This window comes from Magnetospirillum aberrantis SpK, from assembly GCF_011022235.1.
Classification (GTDB): Bacteria; Pseudomonadota; Alphaproteobacteria; order Rhodospirillales; family Magnetospirillaceae; genus Magnetospirillum; species Magnetospirillum aberrantis.
The window spans coordinates 45,198-68,525 of the sequence record NZ_JAAIYP010000040.1 but is presented as its reverse complement, the minus strand read 5'-3'; the positions used below and the strand labels follow the sequence as shown (position 1 = coordinate 68,525).

Sequence of the window (23,328 nt, the reverse complement as noted above, 5' to 3'; positions counted from 1 at the left end):
AAAGGCCCCCCGATCATAGCCGCTTTCAGGCGTTCGAGCCCGGCTTCCAACGCAACACCGGGCTGCGTGCCGCCTGGGTTTCGTCCAGACGGCGGCGCGGCGTGTATTTGGGTGCCGCCTTGAACTCGTCGGCGGCCCCACCGGCCGCGGCCTTGGCGGCCAGCGCCTTGACCACCTCGACATAGCCGTCCAGCGTTTCCTTGGATTCGGTCTCGGTCGGTTCCATCAGGAGCGCGCCATGCACCACCAACGGGAAGTACATGGTCATGGGATGGAAGCCCTCGTCGATCAGCGCCTTGGCGAAATCGAGGGTGGTCACCCCCGAATCCTTGAGGAAGCGGTCGTCGAACAGCGCCTCGTGCATGCACGGGCCTTCGAACGACGGGGTCAGCGTGCCGCCCAGCCGCGCCAACAGATAATTGGCGTTGAGCACCGCGTCCGACGATGCCTGCCGCAGGCCGTCCGAGCCCATGGACAGGATGTAGGCCAGCGCCCGGATGAACACGCCGAACTGGCCGTGATAGCCCTTGACCCGGCCGAACGGCTTGGCGCCGCCGCTGCTTTCGGGATGTTCGACCATGCGCAGCCCGTCGCCGTCGTGAACCACGAACGGCAAGGGAGCGTAAGGCGCCAGCTTTTCCGACAGCACGGTCGGGCCGGCACCGGGGCCGCCGCCGCCGTGGGGCGTGGAAAAGGTCTTGTGCAGGTTGATGTGCATGGCGTCGACGCCAAGATCGGCCACCTTCACCCGGCCGACGATGGCGTTGTAATTGGCGCCGTCGCAATAGAAAAAGGCACCGGCCGCGTGGGTCGCCTCGGCGATCTCCAGGATCTCGTCCTCGAACAGGCCGCAGGTGTTGGGGTTGGTCACCATGATGCAGGCGACGTCGGGCCCCAGCTTGGCCTTGAGCGCGGCCACGTCCACCCGGCCGCGATCGGTGGCCGGCACCGGATCGACACTATAGCCGCACATGGCTGCGCTGGCCGGATTGGTGCCGTGGGCCGATTCGGGCACCAGCACGCGGCGGCGATGGTTTTCACCGTGATCGTCGTGATAGGCGCGGATGGCCATCAGCCCGCACCATTCGCCATGGGCGCCGGCCGCCGGGCTCATGGCTACCGCCGGCATGCCGGTCAGCCCTTTCAGCCAATGGGCCAAGGTGTCGATCACCTCAAGCGCGCCTTGCACCGTCTTTTGCGGCTGGAACGGGTGCAGGTCCACCAGACCGGGCAGGCGGGCCATCTTTTCCGACAGGCGCGGGTTGTGCTTCATGGTGCACGATCCCAGCGGATAGAAGCCGGTGTCGATGCCGTAATTTTTCTGGCTGAGCCGGGTGTAATGGCGCACCACCTGCGGTTCGGACAGATCGGGCAGGCCGATCGGCGCCTTGCGTCGCAGGCCGGACAGACGATCCTCGTCCACCGGCGGGGCGTCGGCGACATCGACACCGACACGGCCGGCCGAACCCAGTTCGAAAATCAGCGGCTCTTCGATCTGAAGGGCACGATTGCCGGAAAACGTCGTGGTCTCGGCCATGTCACAACACCTCGGTCAGAGCGGCGACCAGCGCGTCCATGTCGGACTCGGTCGTGGTTTCGGTGACGGCCAGCAGCAAGATGGGCCGCAACTCGGGCCATTCGGGATAGAAGCGCGACGCCGCGACGCCACCCAGGATGCCGCGCTCGGCCAGGGCATCCACCACCTCGGACGCATCCTTGTCCTCGCCCAGATACAAGGCGAATTCGTTGAAATAGGAATTGCCCAGCACACGCACGCCCTTGACCCGCTTGAGCTTGGTTTCCAGCCGCACCGCCAGCGCGTGGTTGAGTTCGGCCAGCCGCACCAGCCCGGTCTCGCCCAGCAGCGTCAGATGCATGGTGAAGGCCAGCGCGCACAGACCGGAATTGGTGCAGATGTTGCTGGTCGCCTTTTCCCGGCGGATGTGCTGTTCGCGGGTGGACAGCGTCAGGACGAAACCGCGCTTGCCATCCGCGTCCACCGTCTGACCGGCCAGACGGCCGGGCATCTGGCGCACGTATTTGTCGCGCGTCGCGAACAGTCCCAGACCGGGACCGCCGAATTGCAGCCCCATGCCGAGCGACTGCCCCTCGGCCACCACGATGTCGGCGCCCATGGCCCCCGGCGGTTCGATCAGGCCGAAACTGACCGGATCGGCCACCGCCACCACCAGCAACGCGCCTTCGGCGTGGCATTCCTCGGCCAGCGGCCGCAGGTCCTTGATGCCGCCGAAGAAACCGGGATTTTGCACGATGACGCAGGCGGTGCGGCTGTCCACCCGCCCCATCAGGTCTTCCATGGCCAACGGATCGGGGGCCAGGGTCTCGCATTCCAGTCCAGTATATTTCAGCGTCGTCTCGGTAGTTTCCCGCCAATGGGGATGCAGGCTGCCCGACAGGATCACCTTGCCCCGCTTGGTGACGCGGGCCGCCATGACCGCGGCCTCGGCACAGGCGGTGGCGCCGTCATACATGGAGGCGTTGGCCACCTCCATGCCGGTCAGCATCGCCACCTGGCTTTGGAACTCAAACAGGTATTGCAACGTACCTTGCGACACCTCGGGCTGGTAGGGGGTATAGCTGGTCAGGAACTCGCCCCGCGTCAGCAATTGGTCCACCGATGCCGGCACATGGTGGCGGTAAAGCCCCGCCCCGATGAAGAACGGCACCGATCCCGCCGACAGATTCTTGGCGGCCATGCGCGACAGCGCCCGCTCCACCTCCATCTCGCTTTGACCACGCGGCAGGTCGATCGGCTGATCGAGACGGGCCGCGGCGGGCACATCGCGAAACAGGGAATCCACGTCCTTGGCGCCGATGGCCGCCAGCATGGCGCGGCGGTCGGCCTCGGTATGGGGCAGGTAACGCATGGGGAAAGTTCCTTGTGAGCTTTTATTCCAGCCCGGCGACGAAGGCGTCATAGGCGGCGCGGTCCATCAACTCGTCCAGTTCGGCCGGGTTCGACAGCTCGACCTTGAAGAACCAGGCCGCGCCCTCGGGGTCTTCGTTGACCATGGCCGGCTGCTCGGCCAGGGCGGCATTGCCCTCGACCACCGTGCCCGACACCGGGCTGTAAACCTCGGACGCGGCCTTGACCGACTCGACCACCGCGGCGTCACCGCCCTTGGTCAGGCCGCGGCCGGCCTCGGGCACCTCGACGAACACCACGTCGCCCAAAGCATGCTGGGCGTAGTCGGTGATACCGACGGTGCCGACATTGCCCTCGACGTTGATCCACTCGTGGTCCTTGGTGAAATAGATGCTCATGACGGTTCCCCTTAACCTTTGAAATAGCGATGAGGCGTGAACGGCAGCGTCACCACGCGGGCGTCCAGCGCCTTGCCGCGCACCATCAGGCGCACGGCGGTTCCCGGCGCGGCGAAGGCGGCGGGGACGTAGCCCATGGCGACCGGGCCGTTCACCGACGGGCCGAAGCCGCCGGACGTGATCTCGCCGATGACGTTGCCGTCGAGGTCGGTGATCTCGGTATGGGCGCGGGCCGGGGCGCGGCCATCGGGCTGGACGCCCACGCGCTTGCGCCTGGGACCTTCGGCCAGTTGCGCCAAGATGACGGCGGCGCCGGGAAAGCCGCCCTGTTCACGGCGGCGCTTGCCGATGATCCACTGGATGCCGCCTTCCACCGGCGAGGTGGTGCGGTCGATGTCGGAGCCATAAAGGCACAGCCCGGCCTCGAGCCGCAGGCTGTCGCGCGCGCCAAGACCGATGGGCTTGACGCCCTCCAGCGCCAGAAGGACACGGGCCAGTTCCTCGGCACGGTCGGCGGGCACGGAAATCTCGAACCCGTCCTCACCGGTATAGCCCGAGCGGGTGACCAGACAGGAGATGCCGGCAACGTCGTATTCGCGGATGGTCATGAACCCCTGGCCGACCGAGGCCGGCGCCACGGCGGCGAACGCCTCGGCCGCCTTGGGGCCTTGCAGCGCCAGCAACGCGCGGTCGTCGAGCATGCGCACCGAACAGCCGGCCAACCAGTCCTGCATGTGCTTGAAATCGGCGTGCTTGCACGCGGCGTTGACCACCAGGAACAGCTTGTTGGGACCAAGCCGGGAAATCATCAGGTCGTCAAGGATGCCGCCGCCCACGTCGGTGAACACCGAATAGCGGGTTCGCCCCTCGCCCAGTCCGACCACGTCGCCCGGCACCAGCGCCTCAAGCGCGGCGGCCGGGTCGTCGCCTTCGATCACCACCTGGCCCATGTGCGACACGTCGAACAGGCCGGCGGCGGCGCGGGTGTGCAAATGTTCGGTCAGGACACCGGCGGGATATTGCACCGGCATGGAATAACCGGCGAAAGGCACCATCTTGGCACCCAGTTCGCGATGCAGCGAATCGAGCGGAGTGGTGAGAAGCTGTGTCTCGGAATCGCTCAACGGTTCCTCCAGGGTCTTGAAAGGAGTCGCACCAAGGGCGTCAGCCCGCGTGCCCCCCTCTGTCTCGGAACCTGAAAGATTCATCGGCCGCCGGTAATGCCGGTGACCGACTTACATCGTCGGTGGGCGCAAGAGCCAAAGACCCCGCGCCACTTTCCAGAGCGTCATCCCCCCGCGGTCCGTTTTGCCTGAGAGTTTCCAGGGGCGGTTGCTCCTTCGGCGGCGACCCTGACACACCATGCTGTGACACAACATGGTGTGGGCCGCTCTCTCCCGGCGGGGATCATCTGTGGTCGCCACAATGCCTGCGCGCCTTGGGGCGAGTCAATGCCTGTGGTTGAAAACTTAGCGGCTGGTCCGGTTGCGGTCCAGTTCCTCGCGGGTCTGTTGCAGACCCAGGTAGATCTCGTACTTGTCGATGACCTCCTTGTCCTTGACCGGGACGCGCATCACCACCTCTTCGTCGGTGAACTTGACGTAGTTGGTGCCTTCGGGGAACGCGACCTCGGTCGCGAATTCGGCCTTGGCGTCAGGCGAAGGATAGAAGAAGGGAATGGCGACGAAATAGGAGAAATCGGCCTTGCGGTCGGTGTCGGCGGGACCGCGCTTGACGTTGAACGTCACCTGAAGATCGACGATGGCGCCCTTGGCGTCATACTTGCACCCGCCGGTGAAGCCGGTGATCTCGGCCTCGTACTCGACGTCGGTGATGTCGCGCCCCGGCCCGTCGCGAAACTTGGTCAGCTTGCTCGCGTCCGACAGGATGTAGACCGGCGGACAGGGCGGCACTTCCTTTTTCTGGAACAGCGAACAGGAGGCCAGGACCAGCGGCAACAGGACGACGGCGACGGGTTTGAAGGCGCTTCGCATCATTTTCATCTCGGAAAAGCCGTTGAGGGGAAGGGAACTTCCGTGGCTATAGTCATGCGACTTTATTGAAGCCTTCGCTCCCGCACAAGGGCGGTGGCGGGCATGACAGGAAACCGAAGATGAGCAACCCCGCCTTGACGATCGTTCTCGCCAGCCCGCGCGGCTTCTGCGCCGGCGTCGACCGCGCCATCCACATCGTCGAGGCGGCCATCGAGAAATACGGCGCCCCGGTCTATGTGCGCCACGAGATCGTGCACAACCGCTTCGTGGTGGACAGCCTGAAGGCCAAGGGCGCGCTGTTCGTGGACGAACTGACCGAGGTGCCCGACGGCGTGCCGGTGGTGTTTTCCGCCCACGGCGTGCCGAAATCGGTGCCCGAGGCGGCCGAGGAACGGGGATTGGCCTATCTTGACGCCACCTGTCCGCTGGTGACCAAGGTACACAAGGAGGCGGAATACCACCACGCCGCCGGCCGCCAGATCATCATGATCGGCCACAAGGGCCACCCCGAGGTGATCGGCACCATGGGTCAGGTGCCCGAGGGCGCGGTGCTGCTGGTGGAAAACGTCGCCGACGCCGAGACCATCCAGCCCGCCGACCCGGACAAGGTGGCCTACATCACCCAGACCACGTTGTCGGTGGACGACACCTCGGCCATCGTCGAGACATTGCGCCGGCGTTTCCCGGCCATGATGGGTCCGCGCAAGGACGACATCTGCTACGCCACCACCAACCGCCAGCTTGCGGTCAAGACCATCGCGCCCCATTGCGACGCGGTCATGGTGATCGGCGCCCCCAACTCGTCCAACTCCAAGCGGCTGGTCGAGGTGGCTGCGCGCTCGGGCTGCGGCCGTTCGATCCTGGTGCAGCGCGCCGCCGACATCGATTGGGAAGCCTTGGGCGACATCCACCGCCTGGGCGTCACCGCCGGCGCCTCGGCCCCGGAAATCCTGGTCGAGGAGGTGATCGCCGCCGCCCGCGACCGTTTCGCGGTCACCATCGAGGAAATCAAGGTCAAGGACGAAACCGTGTCGTTCAAACTGCCGGAGGCTTTGCTGTGACCCTGACGATCCGTTCCGCCCGCGCCGGCGACGGCGCCACCATCCACGCCTTGCTGACCGAGTTGGCGGCGTTCGAGCAAGGCAGCGTCGCCGCCACCGCCGCCGACCTGGAACGCGACGCCTTCGGCCCCACGCCGTTGTTCGAGGCGCTGTTGGCCGAACGCGACGGCAAGGCGGTCGGCATGCTGACCTTTCTGTCGCTTTATTCGTCGTGGCGGGGACGGCCGGCCCTTCTGATCCATGACCTGTTCGTCAAGGAGGAAGCCCGCGGGCTGGGCGCCGGCAAGGCCCTGGTCGGCCGTCTGACGGAAATCGGCCGCGAGCGCCAAAGCTGCCGCATCGACGTCAACGTGCTCGACTGGAACGACAAGGCCCGCGCCTTCTATGCCACGCTGGGCTTCGCCCACAACGAGGGCTGGCTGGGCTATCGGCTGGGGTTGTAACCGCCTGCCTTTTCCCAAACCGCCCCCTTCCCAAAGCCGGATGGCTGTCGTACTTTCCGCCTTTCACCGGGGCGATCGGGGCCAGGGGTTTTCATGGCGGTCTATACGGAAGTGTCCGACGAGGAGCTGGAGGCGTTCGTCGCCGGCTACGACGTCGGCGAGGTGTTGTCGTTCAAGGGCATCGCCGAAGGTGTCGAGAATTCCAACTACCTTTTGCAGACCGACCACGGCCAATACATCCTGACGCTTTACGAAAAGCGGACAAAACCCGAGGATTTGCCGTTCTTCCTGGAACTGATGGAGCATCTGGCGGCGCGCGGACTGGCGTGCCCGACGCCGCTGCACGGCCGCGACGGCCGGGCATTGCGCAGCCTGTGCGGCAAGCCGGCGGCCATGGTCAGCTTCTTGAACGGCATGTCGGCGCGACGCCTGACCCTGGACCATTGCGCGGCGCTGGGCGCGGCCATGGCCCAGATGCATCTGGCCGGCGCCGATTTCGCCCGATCGCGCCCCAACGACCTGTCGGTTGCCGGCTGGCGGCCGCTGTTCGACGCGGAAAAGCACCGCGCCGACCAGGTCAAGGCCGGGTTGGCCGATTCCATCGCCGCCGAGCTGGATTTCCTTGAGGCCAATTGGCCCCGCCAGTTGCCGTCGGGACTGATCCACGCCGACCTGTTCCCCGACAACGTGTTCTTCCACGGCCATGACGTGTCGGGAATCATCGACTTCTATTTCGCCTGTACCGACGCCCTGACCTATGACATCGCCATCTGCCTGAACGCCTGGTGCTTCGAAACAGACGGCAGCTTCAACGCCACCAAGGCGCGGATGATGCTGAACGGGTATCGAAAGGTGCGGGCGCTGTCGGCCGAGGAACTGGCCGCCCTGCCGATCCTGGCGCGCGGCGCCGCCATGCGCTTCCTGCTGACCCGCCTTTACGACTGGGTCAACACCCCGGCCGGCGCCTTGGTCAAGCGCAAGGACCCGCTGGAATATTACCGCAAACTGCGCTTCCACCAGGGCATTTCCGGCCCCGGCGCCTACGGTATCGAATGACCGGCACCACCTCCGACACCATCGTCGAGCTTTATACCGACGGCGCCTGTTCCGGCAATCCCGGCCCCGGCGGCTGGGGCTGCATCCTGCGCTTCAAGGGCATCGAGAAGGAACTTTACGGCGGCGAGGCTCCGACCACCAACAACCGCATGGAAATGCTGGCGGTGCTGTCGGGGCTGAACGCGCTGACCCGCCCTTGCGAGGTCGCGGTCTACACCGACAGCGAATACGTGAAGAAGGGCATGACCGAATGGCTGCGCGGCTGGAAGGCGCGCGGCTGGAAAACCGCCGACAAGAAGCCGGTCAAGAACGACGACCTGTGGAAGGCCCTGGATGAGGCGGCGTCCCGCCACCGCGTCACCTGGAACTGGGTGCGCGGCCACAACGGCCACCCGGAAAACGAACGCGCCGACGAACTGGCCCGACGCGGCGCCAAGGAAGCGGCGGGGAAATAACCCCGTGCTCAGACGCATTCAAATGCGTCTGAGCACGGGGTTTGCCTTTGGCGGCTTGCGCCTCCGGCGCAAACCAAGCTCAAGCGCCGCTCGGGCTTAGTGCATTGAATCTTCAATGCACTACCGCTTTCCCGCCTTGTCCAACGCCGCCATCACCTCGGCCTCGGTCAACAATTCCGACAAGGCGACGCCATCGGGGGCGCCGGGGCCGTAGACGGCGTTGAACGGAATGCCGTAGCGGCCGAACGACGCCAGATAAGCGGCGACGCCGTCGTCCGGCTTGGTCCAGTCGGCCTTCATGGCGACCACGTCGCCACCGTTCAGCCGTGCCGCCACCGCGCCGCGTTCGGTCACCGCCGCCTTGTTGACCTTGCAGGTGATGCACCAGTCGGCGGTGACATCGACGAACACCACCTTGCCCTCGGCCACGGCGCGGGAAATGGCGGTCTGGTCGAACGGCACCCAGGCCACCGCCGCCTTGTCCGAGGCCGCGCCGCCGGCCATGCCCACCTGGACCGCCAGCACCGTGCCCAGCCACAACGCGGTGGCGGTCAGGGCGACGCCCATGACCTTCTTCACCGTCACCATCCAGGCCCCCGGCTTGGGCAGACGGCTGGCCAGTCCCGGCCATGTGGCCACCGCCAGATAGGGCAGCGCCAATCCCAGCCCCAGGGCGGCGAAGATGGCGAATATCTCGGACGGACCGCGCGCCAGGGCGAAGCCGACGGCGGTGCCCAGGAACGGCGCCGAACACGGCGTCGCCAACAGCGTGGCGAAGGCCCCCGACAGGAAATGCCCCAACAGCGTATGGTGGGCGACACCCGACGGCCCGGCGTTCATCAACGCCGTCGGCAGACGGATTTCGTAAAGACCCCAAAGGTTGGCGGCGAAGGCCAGCAACAGCGCGATCATCACGCCCAGGAACCACGGTTGCTGGAACTGGATGCCCCACCCCACCGCCTGACCCGCCGCCTTGACCGCCACCGCCACCGCGGCCAAGGCCAGGAACGAAACCACGATGCCGGCGGCGGAAGCCAGGAACGAAGCCCGCACATGGCCGCGTCCGGCACCGCCATGGGACAACGCCCCCAGCACCTTGATGGACAGAACCGGCAACACGCAAGGCATCAAATTCAAGATGACGCCGCCCAGCAACGCCACCAGCAGCATGGACAGCAGCGCCGGCCCACCCTCGACGGAACCGGCCACCCCCGGCACCGGCACCGCCGCCGCTTCCAAGGAACGGGGACCATCGACCACGGTGACGACTAGCGGTGCCCCGGCCAACGGCCGCTGCAAGGTGCCCTTGACCACCTCGGCCTCGATCACCGCCCGACGCCCTCCTTGCGACAGGGTGACGACGGGGGCTTCGAAACTGGCCAGTTCGGCCGGTTCGACGAACATGTCGGGATGGTCGAAGGGATCGTCGGCCGCCGCCGTCAGCCGCAGGTGGACGCCTTCACCCTCGCCCACCGCCTCGACGCGCTCGACCTTGAGGCCATGACGGGCACCGTCACCGGGCACCAGGGCGACGAAGCGGCCGATGTCATGGGCGAAGGCCGAGGGCTGGCCCGACCCGGCCGGCAGATCAAGACGCAGGTCGGCCTGCATGGGCACGCAAATCTGGGCACAGGCCAGATAATCCAGCTGCGCCGACACCGACACCGGCTGGCCCGGCTTTTCCACCCGCGCCAGGACCGGCAGGATCACCTCGCCGGCATAGCCGTGGTTTTGCAGACCGGCCAGGGTAAAGCGCTTGGGCGCCGGCCACGACACCACCGGATCGGACAGGTTGGCCGACCCGCTCCAGTCGATCTTGGGCGGATAGCCGGCGTCGCCCGGCGTGCGCCAATAAATCTTCCACCCCGGCTGAAGCTGGAAATGCAGGCCCAGTTGCACGCTGTCCTTGGTGCCCAGGGCGGTTTGCGCCGCCAACAGCCGCACCCGGCCGGTGTCGGTGACCGTCCAATCCGAAGCGCCGGGCTCCGCCGCCGCCGCGTGGGCCAAAGGGGCCGCCAACAGCGCGGCCAGTGCCAGAAGCTTTTTCAGCACGTGGGTTTCCTCGTGTTCGTGTCCGGGGCAAAAGACAGCAAAGCCGCCGCCCGACGTCAACTTAACCCCCTGTCATCCGGCGCACGCTAGCACGGCCGCACCGCGGGCGGGGTTGCTTTCGTCAAGACTCCGTCATATCTGTGGGAGCATGCCTATGCAGAAAATCAACGGCTACCTTGCCGGCCAATTACTAATCGCCATGCCGCAGATGCAGGACCCCCGGTTCGCGCGTTCCGTGGTGTACCTGTGTGCCCACAGCGCCGAAGGCGCCATGGGCATCATGATCAACCGCCCGTTCGAGGGACTGAGCTTTCCCGAATTGCTGGAACAGCTCAACATCCCCACCACCCCGCAATGCGAACAGATCCGCGTGCATTTCGGCGGCCCGGTCGAGGGCGGGCGCGGTTTCGTGCTGCATTCCGACGACTACATGCACGAGACCTCGATGCGGGTGGCCGAGGGCATCGCCCTGACCGCCACGGTGGACGTGCTGAAAGCCATCGCCCAGGGGCTGGGGCCGCGCAAATGCCTGTTGGCCCTGGGCTATGCCGGTTGGAGCGCCGGCCAGTTGGACGCGGAGATCCGCGACAATTCCTGGCTGAACGTGAACGCCGACGAACAATTGCTGTTCGGCCTGGACCTCGACCACAAATGGGAAGCGGCGATCCACAAGCTGGGCATCGATTTCGCCACCTTGTCCGCCAGCGCCGGCCACGCCTGAGCGTGGGTTTAGAATAGCGCCAACTGGTCGCCGGCCCTGGGCGGCGGCCGGAACTGGCGGCAATCCAGCTCGACGCCGCGTGCCGCCCGCAATCCCAGCCGTTGACAGGCCAGATGGAAACGCCGCGACAACAACGCAGCCAACGGCCCTTCGCCGGTGAAACGGCTGCGCCACCGTGAATCGTTGACCTGTCCGCCACGGGCTTGGCCCAGCAATCCCAACACATGGGCGGCCCGGCCGGGAACGTGGGTTTCCAGCCATTGCCGGAATAAATCCGCCACCTCGCCCGGCAGACGCAACAGCAAGGTCACCGCCGCCGACGCCCCGGCCTCGCGCGCCGCCGCCAGGATCGCCTCCAACTCGTGGTCGGTCAGCGCCGGAATCATCGGCGCGGCCATCACCGTGACCGGAATTCCCGCCCCGGCCAGTTGGCGGATGGCGTCAAGACGCACCCGCGGCAAAGCTGCACGCGGTTCCAACAGGCGGCACAGGTCGCGGTCCAGCGTGGTGACGCTGACGTTCACCGCCGCCAGCCCCCGCGCCGCCATCGGCCCCAGGATGTCCAGGTCGCGGGTGACCAGCGCCCCCTTGGTGGTGATCATCACCGGATGATTGAACGCCGCCAGGACCTCAAGGCATTGGCGCATGATGCGCCGCGACCGTTCGACCGGCTGGTAGGGGTCGGTGTTGGTACCGATGGCGATCACCGCCGGCCGATAACGCGGATGGGACAATTCCCGTTCCAACAGCCGCGCCGCATCCGGCTTGGCCAACAGCCGGGTTTCGAAATCCAGCCCCGGCGACAGCCCCAGGTAAGCGTGGGTCGGCCGGGCGTAGCAGTAAATGCAGCCATGCTCGCAACCGCGATAAGGATTGATCGAGCGGCCGAACGGCACGTCCGGCGATTTGTTGCGGGTGATGATGGTCCGCGTGCTGTCCACCGCCACCTCGATCCGCGGGGTCGCCGTCTCGTCCTCGCCCAGATCCCAGCCGTCATCGCAGGCTTCGCCGGCCAGCCGATCATAACGGTTGGGCGGGTTGGCAAGGGCGCCACGATGGGAAACAGGCTTCGTCATGGCATCAAAGCTAAAACATGTTCACGGTACGTTTCAAGAACATAGTTGCCCGCGCTCGTCGCTGGATTTTGCCCCTCAAGCGGGCTATTAGTACCGCCTTCCTTGTGTTGCGGAGAATCTCGGGATGTCAGGCCAGCAGAAGAAGCGCGTCTTCTCGGGCGTTCAGCCCACCGGCAAGCTGCATATCGGCAATTACGTCGGCGCCATCAGCCAGTGGGCGGAGAACCAGGACGCTTACGACAACATCTTCTGCGTCGTCGACCTGCACGCCATCACCATCCCCGAGGCCATCGAGCCCAAGGCGTTCCGCGCCAAGTGCCTGGAAGTGGCGGCGCTGTACATCGCCTGCGGCATCGACCCGGCCAAGTCCACCATCTTCATGCAAAGCCACGTGCCGGAACATTCCGAACTGTCGTGGCTGTTGAACTGCGTCACCCCCTTGGGCTGGCTGTACCGCATGACCCAGTTCAAGGCCAAGTCGGGCGGATCGGAATCGGTGGGCACCGGGTTGCTGGATTACCCGGTGCTGATGGCCGCCGACATCTTGTTGTACGACACCCATTTCGTGCCGGTGGGCGACGACCAGAAACAGCATATCGAGTTCACCCGCGACCTGGCCCAGCGCATCAACACCATGTTCAACGCCGGTCTGGTGATCCCCGAGGCCCAGATCCGCGCCTCGGGCGCCCGCGTCATGGGCCTGGACGACCCGGAATCCAAGATGAGCAAATCGACCGGTGAACAGAAGAAAGGCCATTCCATCGGCATCCTGGACGAACCGAACGTCATCAAGAAGGCCATCATGTCGGCCACCACCGACTGCGAGAACGAAGCCCGCTTCGACCATTGCGGCCCCGGCGTCAAGAACCTGCTGACCCTTTACGAAGTGATGTCCAAACAGCCGCGCGAGCAGATCGAGGCCGAATTCCATGGTCAAGGTTACGGCAAGCTGAAAAAGGCTTTGGTGGAACTGACGGTCGAGCACCTGCGCCCGGTGCGCGAACGTTATGCCGACTTGATGAACAACCAGGACCACCTGCACGACGTGCTGAAGACCGGCGCCGACCGCGCGCGCGCCATCGCCGGCACCACCGTGACCCGTGTCCGCGACGGGATGGGCTTCGTGCGTCCGTAACTTCCCCCCTCCTTCCGCCAGGGCGGAAGGAGGGGACTTTAGCGAAAGGCCCCGCCATGACCCAGGAACATCCCTTCGCGCAATACGTTCGGGCCTTGGGCAAGGGGCCGAATCTGTCGCGGCCGCTCAGCCATGGCGAAGCCCGCGACGCCATGGCCATGGTGCTGCGGGGCGCGGTCGAACCGGTGCAGTTGGGCGCCTTCCTATGCCTGTTGCGGGTCAAGACCGAAACGCCCGAGGAAGCCTCGGGCCTTGCCGCCGCCATCCGCGCCACCATCACCCCGCCGCCCGGCCTCAAGGTGGACGTGGATTGGGCGTCCTATGCCGGCAAGTCGCGGCGGCTGCCCTATTACCTGTTGGCGGCGCTGGCCCTGGCGCGATCGGGCATCTCGGTGTTCATGCACGGCGCCGAGGGACACACGGCTGGCCGCGTCTACACCTCGGAAGCCCTGGCGGCGCTGGGCCTCACCCCGGCCACCAGCCTGGACCAGGCGGCGACGCAATTGCGGGACCGGCGCTTCGCCTACATGACGCTCGACCACCTGTCGCCGCCGTTGGCAGCCATCATGGCGCTCAAGCCGCTGCTGGGCCTGCGCTCGCCCATCCACACCGTGGCCCGCATGGTCAACCCGCTGGGCGCCGCCTTCTCCATCAATGGCGTCACCCATCCGCCCTATCTGCCGGTGCACCAGGGCGCGGCGGTGCTGTTGGGCGACCGCTACTCGGCGGCGTTCAAGGGCGACGGCGGCGAGGTCGAGCGGCGACCCGAAAAATCCTGCGAAGTGTGGGCGGTGATGGACGGCAAGCCGATGCGCGAGGATTGGCCGGCCCTGGTGGAAGGCGTGCGCGAACGCGAGGAAATGGACCTTTCCCGCCTCAAGGCGCTATGGAGTGGAACCGAAACCGATCCCGCCGCCGACGCCACCATCGCCGGCACCATCGCCATGGTTCTGCGCTATTCGGGCCGCGCAGCCTCGGTCGCCGAGGCAGAGAGCAAGGGCCGCGCGCTATGGGACGGACGCGATCGCGCCCGCCTTGTTTAGATTTGTTTGCATTCTAGTATTGACCAAACTTAAGGTGCCCCCTCCCGATGGATGGGTTAGGCTGCGCCCCCGCCGGCGTCCGTTTGCTGCGAAGGCTCCATGATCGACATCCAAGACCTGACTCACGTCTATCCCGGTGGCCGCAAGGTCGGCCCGCGCAAAGCCCTGGACAGCCTGACCCTGTCGGTGCGCGAGGGCGAGTTCGCCATCCTGTCGGGCCCCAACGGCTCGGGAAAGTCCACGCTGTTCCGCATCCTGTGCGGGCTGGCCCTGCCCGGTTCGGGCAGCGTGCGGATCGACGGAATCGACCTGTTCGCCGAACCGGCCCGCGTGCGCCGCGTCCTTGGCGTGGTGTTCCAGAACCCCGCGGTGGACAAGCAACTCAGCGTCGCCGAGAACATCCGCCTGCATGCCGATCTGTACGGCATCTCCGGCCCCGAGTTCACCGCCCGCCGCGACGAGGCCTTGGCTTGGACCGACCTGTCCGACCGGCTGGACCAAAAGGTCGAGACCCTGTCGGGCGGACTGGCCCGTCAGGTCGAATTGGCCAAGGTGTTGATGACCCGGCCGCGCGTGCTGTTGCTGGACGAACCGACCACCGGGCTGGACCCGTCGTCGCGCCGCAATTTCCTGGACGCCCTGCACCGCGTCCAACGCGAACGGGGCATGACCATCCTGATGACCAGCCACGTCTTTTCCGAGGCCGAGGACGTGGACCGCGTCGCGGTGATGAAGGACGGCCGTTTGCTGGCCTATGACAGCCCGCAGGCGCTGAAGGCCCGCATCGGCACCGAAATGGTGGTGGTGCAACCCGACGACGCCGAAGCCTTCGCCGAGACCTTGCGCGTCGAACTGGGTTTGGCTGTGCGCCGCCATGGCGACGAATTGCGGCTGGAAGAGACCGAGAACGGCGAGGGATTGCCCATGCTGGAACGCATCCTGGAGCGTTACCGCCCCCGCATCCGCTCCATCTCCATCAAGCAACCCGACCTCGAGGACGTATTCGTCCACGTCACCAGCCGCGCCGTGCCCGACCACGCCCAGGCGCCCGAAACCGGCAAGGAGGCCGGCCGATGATCCGCGTCGCCACAGCCCTTGCCAAGCGCGAGTTCACCCGCTTCCTGCGCCAGCCCCAGCGGGTGGTCGGCGCCATCGCCCAGCCGCTGATGTTCTGGCTGTTCCTGGGTGCCGGCATGGGCAACAACTTCAAGCCGCCGGGCCTGGCTCAAATGTCGTACTTCGAGTACTTCTATCCCGGCGTCATGGTGATGATGATGCTGTTTTCCAGCATTTTCGCCTGCATCACCATCATCGAGGACCGCGACGCCGGTTTCCTTCAGGGGGTGCTGGTCGCTCCGGTGCACCGCCTGGGCATCGTGTTGGGCAAGGTGGCCGGCGCGGTGATGATCGCCCTGGTTCAGGTGGTGCTGTTTTCCGTCGCCGCCCCCTTCCTGGGGCTGCACCTGTCGTTGGGCTCGGTGGTCCTGTTGCTGTTGGGCTTCGTGCTGACCGGCATGGGCTTCGCCTCGCTGGGGTTCCTGCTGGCCTGGGGCTCGCGCACCACGTCCGGGTTCCACGCCATCATGATGGTGTTGCTGTTCCCGTTGTGGATGTTGTCGGGGGCTTTGTTCCCGGTCATCGGCGCGCCCATGTGGCTGGACGTGGTCATGCACGCCAATCCGGTGTTCCACGCGCTCAACATCATCCGCGCGCCGTTTTACGGCGCCCCGGCCGACCTGTTGGGCAATGGCGGCTATCTGACGTCGCTGGGCGTGACGGTGGTGTGGGTCGTTCTCAGCATGACCCTGTCCATCAAGCGTGTGGCCAAGCGCGAGCGCAGCTTGGCCGCAGCCTGATACGCACGCCCCACGCTAAGGGCGCTTGCCGTCGATGCGCAGTTGCCGCCGCGCCTCGGCCAGCAGATGGGCCAGCTTCTCGCGGATTTCGTGGGCCGAAACCTTGCCGCGCAGATCGCGAACCAGCCGCCCCAACACGGGATCGTCGCCGGGGGCCGCGTCGTCGGCCGGTGCCGTTTCGTGGGCATGGGTCAGGCCATGGGCGTAATCATGGGCGGCGTGCCCGATCAGCCCCAGCAATTCGGCCGCCCACAATCCGGCCATGCGGTCGCGATGACGGCGGGCCTGAACTTCCAAATCCGGCGGAGCGGCGGGCGGCGCCGCTTTGTGCGTACGGTCGAACAGCATGGGATTTCTCCCCTTCTGCCTGTGCGCTTAAGATTAGTGTACTCCCGTCGCCAGCCGACCGGAAGGACAAGCGGCGGCGGCATGACACTGTTGCGTTCTTGCGGGAAGGGACGGCGGGTCACATCTTAGGGACATTCGTCCTGCACGAGGTCACGCCATGCGCGCCGTCGCCTATCGCCGTTCCCTGCCCATCACCGATTCCAAGGCCCTGGAAGACGTGGATCTGCCGCGCCCCGTTCCCAGCGGCCGCGACCTGTTGGTGGAAATCCGCGCGGTGTCGGTCAATCCGGTGGACACCAAGATCCGACATCGCGTCGATCCGGCGGGCGAGCCCAAGGTGCTGGGCTGGGACGCCGCCGGCGTGGTGGTCGCCACCGGCCCCGACGCCACGCTGTTCAAGCCGGGCGACGCGGTGTTCCATGCCGGCGACCTGAGCCGGCCGGGCACCAACGCCCAGTTCCATCTGGTGGACGAACGCATCGTCGGCCCCAAGCCGGCCAGCCTGGACTTCGCCGCCGCCGCCGCCTTGCCGTTGACCGCCATCACCGCCTGGGAACTCTTGTTCGACCGGCTGGAGATCAAGCGGGGCGCGGGGGCCGATTCCCGCATTCTGCTGATCGTCGGCGGCGCCGGCGGCGTCGGTTCCATCGCCATCCAACTGGCCCGACATCTGACCGGCCTGACGGTGATCGCCACCGCCTCGCGCCCCGAGACCAAGCAATGGTGCGCCGACCTTGGCGCCCATCACGTCCTCGACCATTCGCGGCCGCTGGCGCCGCAGGTGGCGGCGCTGGGCCTGGGCGCGCCGCAACTGGTGGTCAGCCTGACCGCCACCGACCAGCATCAGGCCGACATCGCCGACCTGATCGCGCCGCAGGGCCGGTTCGGCCTGATCGACGATCCGGCCGCCTTCAACCTGGGCCTGTTCAAACGCAAGTCGGTGTCGGTGCATTGGGAGTTCATGTTCACCCGTTCACTGTTCGCCACCCCCGACGTCATCGCCCAACACCACTTGCTGGCCGAGGTGTCGCGGCTGGTGGATCAGGGCGTGCTGCGCACCACCCTGAGCGAGACCATGGGCGCCATCAACGCCGCCAACCTGATCAAGGCGCATGCCCTGATCGAAAGCGGCAAGGCCAAGGGCAAGGTGGTGCTTGAGGGGTTCTGAGCGCCACCGGGACATAGGGCCTCGCTCCGCCCTTTCCAAACGTCGCGCGAGGCCCTATGTTCCCGCAGGATCTTACAGGCCTTTGAAAAAGCGACATGACCAAGCTCGAGCATATCCGTAACTTCGCCATCATCGCCCATATCGACCACGGCAAGTCGACGCTGGCCGACCGCCTGATCCAGCAATGCGGCGCCATCGAGGCGCGCGAGATGAAGGAACAGATCCTCGACTCGATGGACATCGAGCGCGAACGCGGCATCACCATCAAGGCGCAGACCGTGCGCCTTGCCTACAATGCCAAGGACGGCAAGACCTATCAGCTGAACCTGATGGACACCCCCGGCCACGTCGACTTCGCCTACGAGGTCAGCCGGTCGCTGGCGGCCTGCGAAGGCTCGATCCTGGTGGTCGACGCGTCCCAGGGCGTCGAGGCCCAGACGCTCGCCAACGTCTATCAGGCGTTGGACGCCGGGCACGAGATCGTGCCGGTGCTCAACAAGATCGACCTGCCGGCGGCCGAACCCGAGCGCGTCAAGCAGCAGATCGAGGACGTGATCGGCCTTGATGCCTCGGACGCGGTGATGATCTCGGCCAAGTCAGGCATCGGCATCGAGGATGTGCTGGAAGCGCTGGTCACCCGCCTGCCGGCGCCGGTGGGCGACGACAAGACCGAGCTTCAGGCGTTGCTGGTGGATTCCTGGTACGACGCCTATCTGGGCGTCATCATCCTGGTCCGCGTGAAGAACGGCGTGCTCAAGCGCGGGCAGAAGATTCGCATGATGGCCTCGGGCGCCGCCTACGAAGTGGATTCGGTGGGTTACTTCACCCCCAAGATGATCAAGTGCGACGCGCTCTATCCCGGCGAGATGGGCTTCATCACCGCCGGCATCAAGGCGGTGGCCGACACCAATGTCGGCGACACCATCACCGACGACAAGAAACCGGCACCCCAGGCGTTGGCTGGCTTCAAGCCCAGCGTGCCAGTGGTGTGGTGCGGCCTGTTCCCCATCGACGCCGCCGATTACGAGGATTTGCGCGACAGCCTGGCCAAGCTGCGCCTCAACGACGCCAGCTTCCAGTACGAGCCCGAGACGTCGCTGGCCCTGGGCTTCGGCTTCCGTTGCGGTTTCCTGGGACTGCTGCACCTGGAGATCATTCAGGAACGGCTTGAACGCGAGTTCAACCTGGACCTGATCACCACCGCCCCCAGCGTCGTCTACAAGATCCACATGACCAACGGCGAGGAAATGGTGCTGCACAACCCGGCCGACATGCCGGACCAGGCGCGCATCGACCACATCGACGAGCCGTGGATCAAGGCCACCATCATGGTGCCCGACGAATATCTGGGGCCGATCCTGCAATTGTGCACCGAACGGCGCGGGCAACAGGTCGATCTGACCTATGCCGGCAACCGCGCCATGGCTGTCTACAAGTTGCCGCTGAACGAAGTGGTGTTCGATTTCTACGACCGCCTGAAATCCATCTCGCGCGGCTATGCCAGCTTCGACTACGAAATCGACAGCTACGCCGAAAGCGATCTGGTCAAGGTGTCGATCCTGGTCAACCAGGAACCGGTGGACGCCCTGGCCTTCATCTCGCACCGCGCCAATTCCGAAAGCCGCGGCCGCTCCATCTGCCAGCGTCTCAAGGAATTGATTCCGCGCCAAATGTTCCAGATCGCCATCCAGGCGGCCATCGGCGGCCGCATCGTGGCCCGCGAAAGCATCAGCGCCCTCAGGAAGGACGTTCTGGCCAAGTGCTATGGCGGCGACGTCAGCCGCAAGCGCAAGCTGCTGGAGAAGCAGAAGGAAGGCAAGAAGCGCATGCGCCAGTTCGGCAAGGTGGAAATCCCGCAATCCGCCTTCCTGGCCGCGCTCAAGATGGGCGACAGCTGATAGGCTGTCGCCGTTCCACGAAAAAGGCCGCAGGGAAACCCTGCGGCCTTTTTCGTTTGCGTCGCCGCCTTAGTGGCGGAAACGGTAGCGCTTGGCCCGCTTGCGGCAAGAGACCAGGAACAGGGTGCCCACCAATCCGGTGACCACCCAGGCCGGGGTGTCCAGCACCGCCGCCTCGAACGACGACAGCATCGACAAACCCTCGCCGAATTCCGGCTCGCCGCCAGTCAGCAAAGTAAAGACGTCGGCGGTGATGATGCCGGCATATTCCGCCGGTCCCAACGCCATCACAGCATCGGCGGATGCCAGAATCACGGTCAAGCCGATCAGCACCCACCCTACCATACGACCGAACAGCATCCCCCCCTCCGGTCTCAATGATCAGCCGATATTTGCGAGGCATAAGGATTGCACCCGAGGCGGATAAAATTCAATGTTTTTCCGACTCGTCCCGGTTAAGCGGATCATCCGCACGCCCCCACAACAGCGGGGTTGCGCCCTGCCCCCTTCTTGTGTATTTTCCGCGCTCCATCGTCCCCACGGGGATATGGATGCGGAGGGGTGGCCGAGCGGTCGAAGGCGCACGCCTGGAAAGTGTGTATAGGTCAAAAGCCTATCGCGGGTTCGAATCCCGCCCCCTCCGCCACTTTCGCCCAAGCCCTTGATCTTTCTGCAAGGCGTTGGGAAACCTCACCAAAATCTTCTCGCTGCTCCACTGGACTGTTACAGTGGGAGAATGGAGAACCCGTTACCGTCGCCTCGTGCGTGACTACGAACGCCGCCTCGACGTCTCCGAAGCCATGATCTTCCTCGCCATGGGAAACCTGCTCGTCCGCAAAATCAGCCACCTCTGATATTCTCACACGGGCTTTGAAGCCCCCGATCATTCGGCCGGGCCTTTTTTCGTCAATTCTTGTTTTTCTTCCCCTGGCCTTTGCCCTTGTGCCCATGATCGGCGTCTTGACGATTGTCTTCGGACCGCCCCCAGTTCGGGCCATTCTTTTCCCGCTCTTTCTTGACCTTCTTACGACCCTTTTCCTGTGCGGAACTGCTAGAGGTGTCGCCGGTGACCTTGCTCACCCCTTCGTCGACAGCCTGGGTCGCGGCGGACGTGGCGGCGTCGGTGGCAGCCTTGGTCATGGTTTCGGTAGCGGTCTGCGCCCAGGCCGGCGCCGACAACGTCAGCGCCAAAGCAGCAACCAGAATCGGCATCTTCATCGGGATATCTCCTTACGACGGGAAGAGCATGGTGCCGCGCGGAAGCGTCTTCGTCAAAGCCTCCGTCTGGGCTATGATCGCGCAACATTATTGAGCGAAGGGGAGCCGTATGCGTTTGGGGCTGATGGTCGCCGTGATGGCGGCGCTGGCGTTGGGGGGCTGCCTTGGCCCGGACCTGAACCGCGAGAACATGACGCTGAGCGCGCCATCCGGCGTCACGTTGCCGATCAAGGGCGGCGCCATGGTTTACATGGCGCAGCGTGACCTTGACCGGCCGCTGGTCATCGAAGCAACGCGCTTCCGCAACGAGGAAACCACCACCAAGGACGGCCGCACGCTGGAACGGGCCGCCCACGCCATCCTGGGACAGGCTTTCACCCGGGTCGAAACCAACAACCCCGCCATGCAGCCACAACTGGTGCTGAAGGTGGTGGGCGTTCCCAAGTTCTCGCGCCTCGACAACGTCATGAAGATCGGGTGTAGCATCGACACTTACCTTCCCGACGGCGCCTTCCTCGGCAGCTTTCTTGGCCGCTTCGACAGCAAGGACGGGGTCGATTACAAGGACGCGCTGGAACCGGCCTACAAGCTGTGCCTGAAATCGGCCGCCGACCAGATGCTGGCCTCGCCGGCCCTGCAACGTGCCGCCAAATCCGGTTTCGCCACTCCCCACCCGGCGGCTTACCGCAGCTTCATGGAAAGTTTGGGCTTCCGCCTCTGAACATTTTCCATTCCACCCTCAAAAGGCCCGCACAACCTGATTATCCGTCACCCCCGCGAAGGCGGGGGGCCATGTTGGGGCGGATAAGCGCCTGGCGGCAGCCATCGCCGCTGCCGTCTTCCCATTGCTGCTGAAGCGCTCCGGCCGACCGGAAAGCCCGCGCGGCGTTGAGCGTCACCGTCTCAGCGTGGATTGATCCAATGGGTCAATTCATTCGCCGGGGCCTGTTGAAAAAGACAGCACATCCTGATTCCATGGCGATGTCACGGGGGGCATCGCCATGTTGGGTCAAAAGGACCGCCGTCAGCCTGAGTTGTTCGTAGTGGGGTCACTGAAGGATCTTCTACCCGAAGACCACGTTCTGGTTCGGGTGGACAAGGTTCTCGACCTGAGCTGGCTTGAGGCGGAAGTTGCCGGTCTCTACAGCGCGGACAAGGGGCGCCCCGGCATTGCGCCGGAGGTGGCGGTTCGGCTGATGCTGGCGGGGATGTTGCTGGGGATCGTGCATGACCGCCGCCTGATGCGGGAGGCGCGGGTCAACTTGGCTATCCGCTGGTTCATCGGCTACGGCCTGCACGAAAGCCTGCCGGACCATTCGAGCCTGACTCGTATTCGCCAGCGCTGGGGCGCCGACAGGTTCCGCCGGATCTTCGTCCGTACCGTTCAGGCCTGCATCGCCGCCAAGGTCGCCAAGGGGGAGATCGTCCACATCGACAGCTCGCTGATCCGCGCCAACGTCAGTTGGGATGCTATCGCCCGGCGCCATGTCGATGCAGTCGAGGTCGCCAATACGCAGGAGAGCGGCGAGGATGGGGGTGATGGCCCGACGTCGCCGAGGGCGAAACGCAAGAAGATCGCCACCTGCATCAGTGATCCCGATGCGACCTTGTCCAAGAACAATAAGGCGCACCGCAGCGAGCCCAGCTACAAGCACCATACGGCCGTGGACGCCGAGCGTGGCGTGGTCCTTGATGTGGCGGTGACCACCGGTGCTGTCCACGACACGAAAGCTGTCGAAGCCCAACTCGACGCCATCACGGCAACGACGGGCGCTGACATCCAGGCGGTCACGATGGATGCCAGCTATGCCATCACCCGCATCTTTGCCGATCTGGAAGCACGAAGCATTGAGGCGGTCATCCCCGCCAAGGCCGAGCGGCCGCCCAAGACGGGGGTCATTCCCGTCCGCCGTTTCAAGTACGACGCCAAGAACCGTATCGTCCGCTGCCCAGGCGGGAAACTGCTACGGCCCCATGGCAAGCCGGACTGCGACGGCTTTCAGCATTATCGGGCGCAGGCCCCCGATTGCCGGGCGTGCCGCCTGCGACAGCAGTGCTTCAGCGAAAATATGAAGCGGCGCGCCATCCTGCTCCACAAGGACCATGACGCCTTGCTGCGGGCACGCCGAAAATATGCGCGATGGGGCGACCACGAGGCGGCGCTCTACCGCAGCCACCGCATCCGCGTCGAAGGCTATCATGGGGAGGCCAAGACCTGGCACGGGCTTGCCCGAGCCGTCCGTCGCGGCCTCGCCAACATGCAAATTCAAGCCTACCTCGCCGCCGCCGCGGTGAACCTTAAGCGCCTGGCGGCAGCCATCGCCGCTGCCGTCTTCCCATTGCTGCTGAAACGCTCCGGCCGGCCGGAAAGACCAACAGTCTTTCCACGCCCCAGAGATATTCAATTCGCCTAAACGCGACAAACCTAATCGGCGGTCTCTTTCTTCAACAGGCCCCGCCGGGCGGTATAATACCGCAGATTTCCTATGGTTGATTTTCCCATATCCGCGGCGCATCTT

General features: G+C 65.3%; 23 protein-coding genes, 1 tRNA gene and 2 riboswitches. Of the genes, 14 read left to right on the top strand and 10 right to left on the bottom strand.

The window, feature by feature from the left end:
- Positions 1 to 25 precede the first annotated feature (25 nt).
- The 5 genes from gcvPB to G4223_RS15255 all read right to left on the bottom strand — a co-directional run bounded on the left by gcvPB (position 26) and on the right by G4223_RS15255 (position 5,288).
- Positions 26 to 1,537: an aminomethyl-transferring glycine dehydrogenase subunit GcvPB gene (gene gcvPB / locus G4223_RS15275; protein ID WP_163681554.1), complete on the bottom strand. Its 1,512-nt coding sequence runs from the start codon at positions 1,535 to 1,537 to the stop codon at positions 26 to 28.
- A 1-nt stretch (position 1,538) separates the two neighbouring features.
- Positions 1,539 to 2,888, bottom strand: a complete 1,350-nt coding sequence (gcvPA, locus tag G4223_RS15270; protein ID WP_163681552.1) for an aminomethyl-transferring glycine dehydrogenase subunit GcvPA — start codon at positions 2,886 to 2,888, stop codon at positions 1,539 to 1,541.
- Positions 2,889 to 2,910: 22 nt separating this feature from the next.
- Positions 2,911 to 3,285, bottom strand: a complete 375-nt coding sequence (gene gcvH / locus G4223_RS15265) for a glycine cleavage system protein GcvH (protein WP_163681550.1) — start codon at positions 3,283 to 3,285, stop codon at positions 2,911 to 2,913.
- Between the two features lie 11 nt (positions 3,286 to 3,296).
- On the bottom strand, positions 3,297 to 4,409 hold the full coding sequence (gene gcvT / locus G4223_RS15260) for a glycine cleavage system aminomethyltransferase GcvT (protein ID WP_241004152.1): 1,113 nt from the start codon (positions 4,407 to 4,409) through the stop codon (positions 3,297 to 3,299).
- A gap of 57 nt (positions 4,410 to 4,466) precedes the next feature.
- A riboswitch (glycine riboswitch) is annotated at positions 4,467 to 4,571 on the bottom strand.
- Between the two features lie 3 nt (positions 4,572 to 4,574).
- Positions 4,575 to 4,696, bottom strand: a riboswitch (glycine riboswitch).
- A gap of 58 nt (positions 4,697 to 4,754) precedes the next feature.
- Positions 4,755 to 5,288 (bottom strand): hypothetical protein, encoded by a 534-nt coding sequence (locus G4223_RS15255; protein ID WP_163681546.1) that lies wholly within the window; start codon positions 5,286 to 5,288, stop codon positions 4,755 to 4,757.
- Between the two features lie 110 nt (positions 5,289 to 5,398).
- Between G4223_RS15255 and ispH the strand changes: the two genes are divergently transcribed.
- From ispH to rnhA, 4 genes are all read left to right on the top strand, one after another.
- A complete protein-coding gene (gene ispH, locus G4223_RS15250; protein WP_163681545.1) occupies positions 5,399 to 6,340 on the top strand; it encodes a 4-hydroxy-3-methylbut-2-enyl diphosphate reductase in 942 nt (313 codons plus the stop codon).
- Complete coding sequence (locus G4223_RS15245; RefSeq protein WP_163681542.1) at positions 6,337 to 6,783, top strand: GNAT family N-acetyltransferase; 447 nt, start codon at positions 6,337 to 6,339, stop codon at positions 6,781 to 6,783. The genes ispH and G4223_RS15245 overlap by 4 nt, the downstream gene beginning before the upstream one ends.
- A 93-nt stretch (positions 6,784 to 6,876) precedes the next feature.
- Entirely contained in the window at positions 6,877 to 7,839 is a 963-nt protein-coding gene (thrB, locus tag G4223_RS15240; protein WP_163681540.1) for a homoserine kinase, read from the top strand.
- Complete coding sequence (gene rnhA / locus G4223_RS15235; protein ID WP_163681538.1) at positions 7,836 to 8,294, top strand: ribonuclease HI; 459 nt, start codon at positions 7,836 to 7,838, stop codon at positions 8,292 to 8,294. The genes thrB and rnhA overlap by 4 nt, the downstream gene beginning before the upstream one ends.
- A 120-nt stretch (positions 8,295 to 8,414) precedes the next feature.
- Here the strand turns inward: rnhA and G4223_RS15230 are convergent, their stop codons facing one another.
- Positions 8,415 to 10,346, bottom strand: a complete 1,932-nt coding sequence (locus G4223_RS15230) for a protein-disulfide reductase DsbD family protein (protein WP_338086888.1) — start codon at positions 10,344 to 10,346, stop codon at positions 8,415 to 8,417.
- A gap of 148 nt (positions 10,347 to 10,494) precedes the next feature.
- Here G4223_RS15230 and G4223_RS15225 point away from each other — a divergent pair, with 148 nt between their 5' ends.
- Positions 10,495 to 11,067: a YqgE/AlgH family protein gene (locus G4223_RS15225; RefSeq protein WP_163681536.1), complete on the top strand. Its 573-nt coding sequence runs from the start codon at positions 10,495 to 10,497 to the stop codon at positions 11,065 to 11,067.
- An 8-nt stretch (positions 11,068 to 11,075) separates the two neighbouring features.
- On the opposite strand, the gene G4223_RS15220 is transcribed toward G4223_RS15225, so the two are convergent.
- Entirely contained in the window at positions 11,076 to 12,143 is a 1,068-nt protein-coding gene (locus tag G4223_RS15220; protein WP_163681534.1) for a PA0069 family radical SAM protein, read from the bottom strand.
- Between the two features lie 124 nt (positions 12,144 to 12,267).
- On the opposite strand from G4223_RS15220, the gene trpS reads away from it, so the two are divergent.
- The 4 genes from trpS (at position 12,268) to G4223_RS15200 (ending at position 16,177) form a co-directional block, all read left to right on the top strand.
- Positions 12,268 to 13,278, top strand: a complete 1,011-nt coding sequence (trpS, locus tag G4223_RS15215; RefSeq protein WP_163681532.1) for a tryptophan--tRNA ligase — start codon at positions 12,268 to 12,270, stop codon at positions 13,276 to 13,278.
- A gap of 56 nt (positions 13,279 to 13,334) precedes the next feature.
- Positions 13,335 to 14,321: a glycosyl transferase family protein gene (locus G4223_RS15210; RefSeq protein ID WP_163681530.1), complete on the top strand. Its 987-nt coding sequence runs from the start codon at positions 13,335 to 13,337 to the stop codon at positions 14,319 to 14,321.
- 99 nt (positions 14,322 to 14,420) lie between these two features.
- A complete protein-coding gene (locus G4223_RS15205) occupies positions 14,421 to 15,398 on the top strand; it encodes an ABC transporter ATP-binding protein (RefSeq protein ID WP_163681528.1) in 978 nt (325 codons plus the stop codon).
- A complete protein-coding gene (locus tag G4223_RS15200; RefSeq protein WP_163681526.1) occupies positions 15,395 to 16,177 on the top strand; it encodes an ABC transporter permease in 783 nt (260 codons plus the stop codon). The genes G4223_RS15205 and G4223_RS15200 overlap by 4 nt, the downstream gene beginning before the upstream one ends.
- A gap of 15 nt (positions 16,178 to 16,192) precedes the next feature.
- Here the strand turns inward: G4223_RS15200 and G4223_RS15195 are convergent, their stop codons facing one another.
- Positions 16,193 to 16,525 carry an ATPase inhibitor subunit zeta gene (locus tag G4223_RS15195; protein ID WP_163681524.1) on the bottom strand — a complete coding sequence of 111 codons (333 nt, stop codon included), beginning with the start codon at positions 16,523 to 16,525 and terminating at the stop codon, positions 16,193 to 16,195.
- A 157-nt stretch (positions 16,526 to 16,682) separates the two neighbouring features.
- Here G4223_RS15195 and G4223_RS15190 point away from each other — a divergent pair, with 157 nt between their 5' ends.
- Positions 16,683 to 17,693, top strand: a complete 1,011-nt coding sequence (locus G4223_RS15190) for a zinc-binding alcohol dehydrogenase family protein (RefSeq protein WP_163681522.1) — start codon at positions 16,683 to 16,685, stop codon at positions 17,691 to 17,693.
- Between the two features lie 95 nt (positions 17,694 to 17,788).
- The gene (gene lepA, locus G4223_RS15185; RefSeq protein WP_163681521.1) at positions 17,789 to 19,591 is read left to right on the top strand and encodes a translation elongation factor 4; all 1,803 of its coding nucleotides are present in this window, start codon (positions 17,789 to 17,791) and stop codon (positions 19,589 to 19,591) included.
- A 69-nt stretch (positions 19,592 to 19,660) separates the two neighbouring features.
- Here the strand turns inward: lepA and G4223_RS15180 are convergent, their stop codons facing one another.
- Positions 19,661 to 19,951 carry a hypothetical protein gene (locus G4223_RS15180; RefSeq protein WP_163681518.1) on the bottom strand — a complete coding sequence of 97 codons (291 nt, stop codon included), beginning with the start codon at positions 19,949 to 19,951 and terminating at the stop codon, positions 19,661 to 19,663.
- Positions 19,952 to 20,146: 195 nt separating this feature from the next.
- Between G4223_RS15180 and G4223_RS15175 the strand changes: the two genes are divergently transcribed.
- Positions 20,147 to 20,237 (top strand) — tRNA-Ser (locus tag G4223_RS15175).
- 260 nt (positions 20,238 to 20,497) lie between these two features.
- On the opposite strand, the gene G4223_RS15165 is transcribed toward G4223_RS15175, so the two are convergent.
- Positions 20,498 to 20,809 carry a hypothetical protein gene (locus tag G4223_RS15165; protein ID WP_163681516.1) on the bottom strand — a complete coding sequence of 104 codons (312 nt, stop codon included), beginning with the start codon at positions 20,807 to 20,809 and terminating at the stop codon, positions 20,498 to 20,500.
- A gap of 109 nt (positions 20,810 to 20,918) precedes the next feature.
- On the opposite strand from G4223_RS15165, the gene G4223_RS15160 reads away from it, so the two are divergent.
- Both G4223_RS15160 and G4223_RS15155 read left to right on the top strand, forming a co-directional pair.
- Entirely contained in the window at positions 20,919 to 21,530 is a 612-nt protein-coding gene (locus G4223_RS15160; protein ID WP_163681514.1) for a hypothetical protein, read from the top strand.
- Positions 21,531 to 21,810: 280 nt separating this feature from the next.
- The gene (locus G4223_RS15155; RefSeq protein ID WP_163681513.1) at positions 21,811 to 23,223 is read left to right on the top strand and encodes a transposase; all 1,413 of its coding nucleotides are present in this window, start codon (positions 21,811 to 21,813) and stop codon (positions 23,221 to 23,223) included.
- The last annotated feature ends 105 nt before the right edge of the window (positions 23,224 to 23,328 follow it).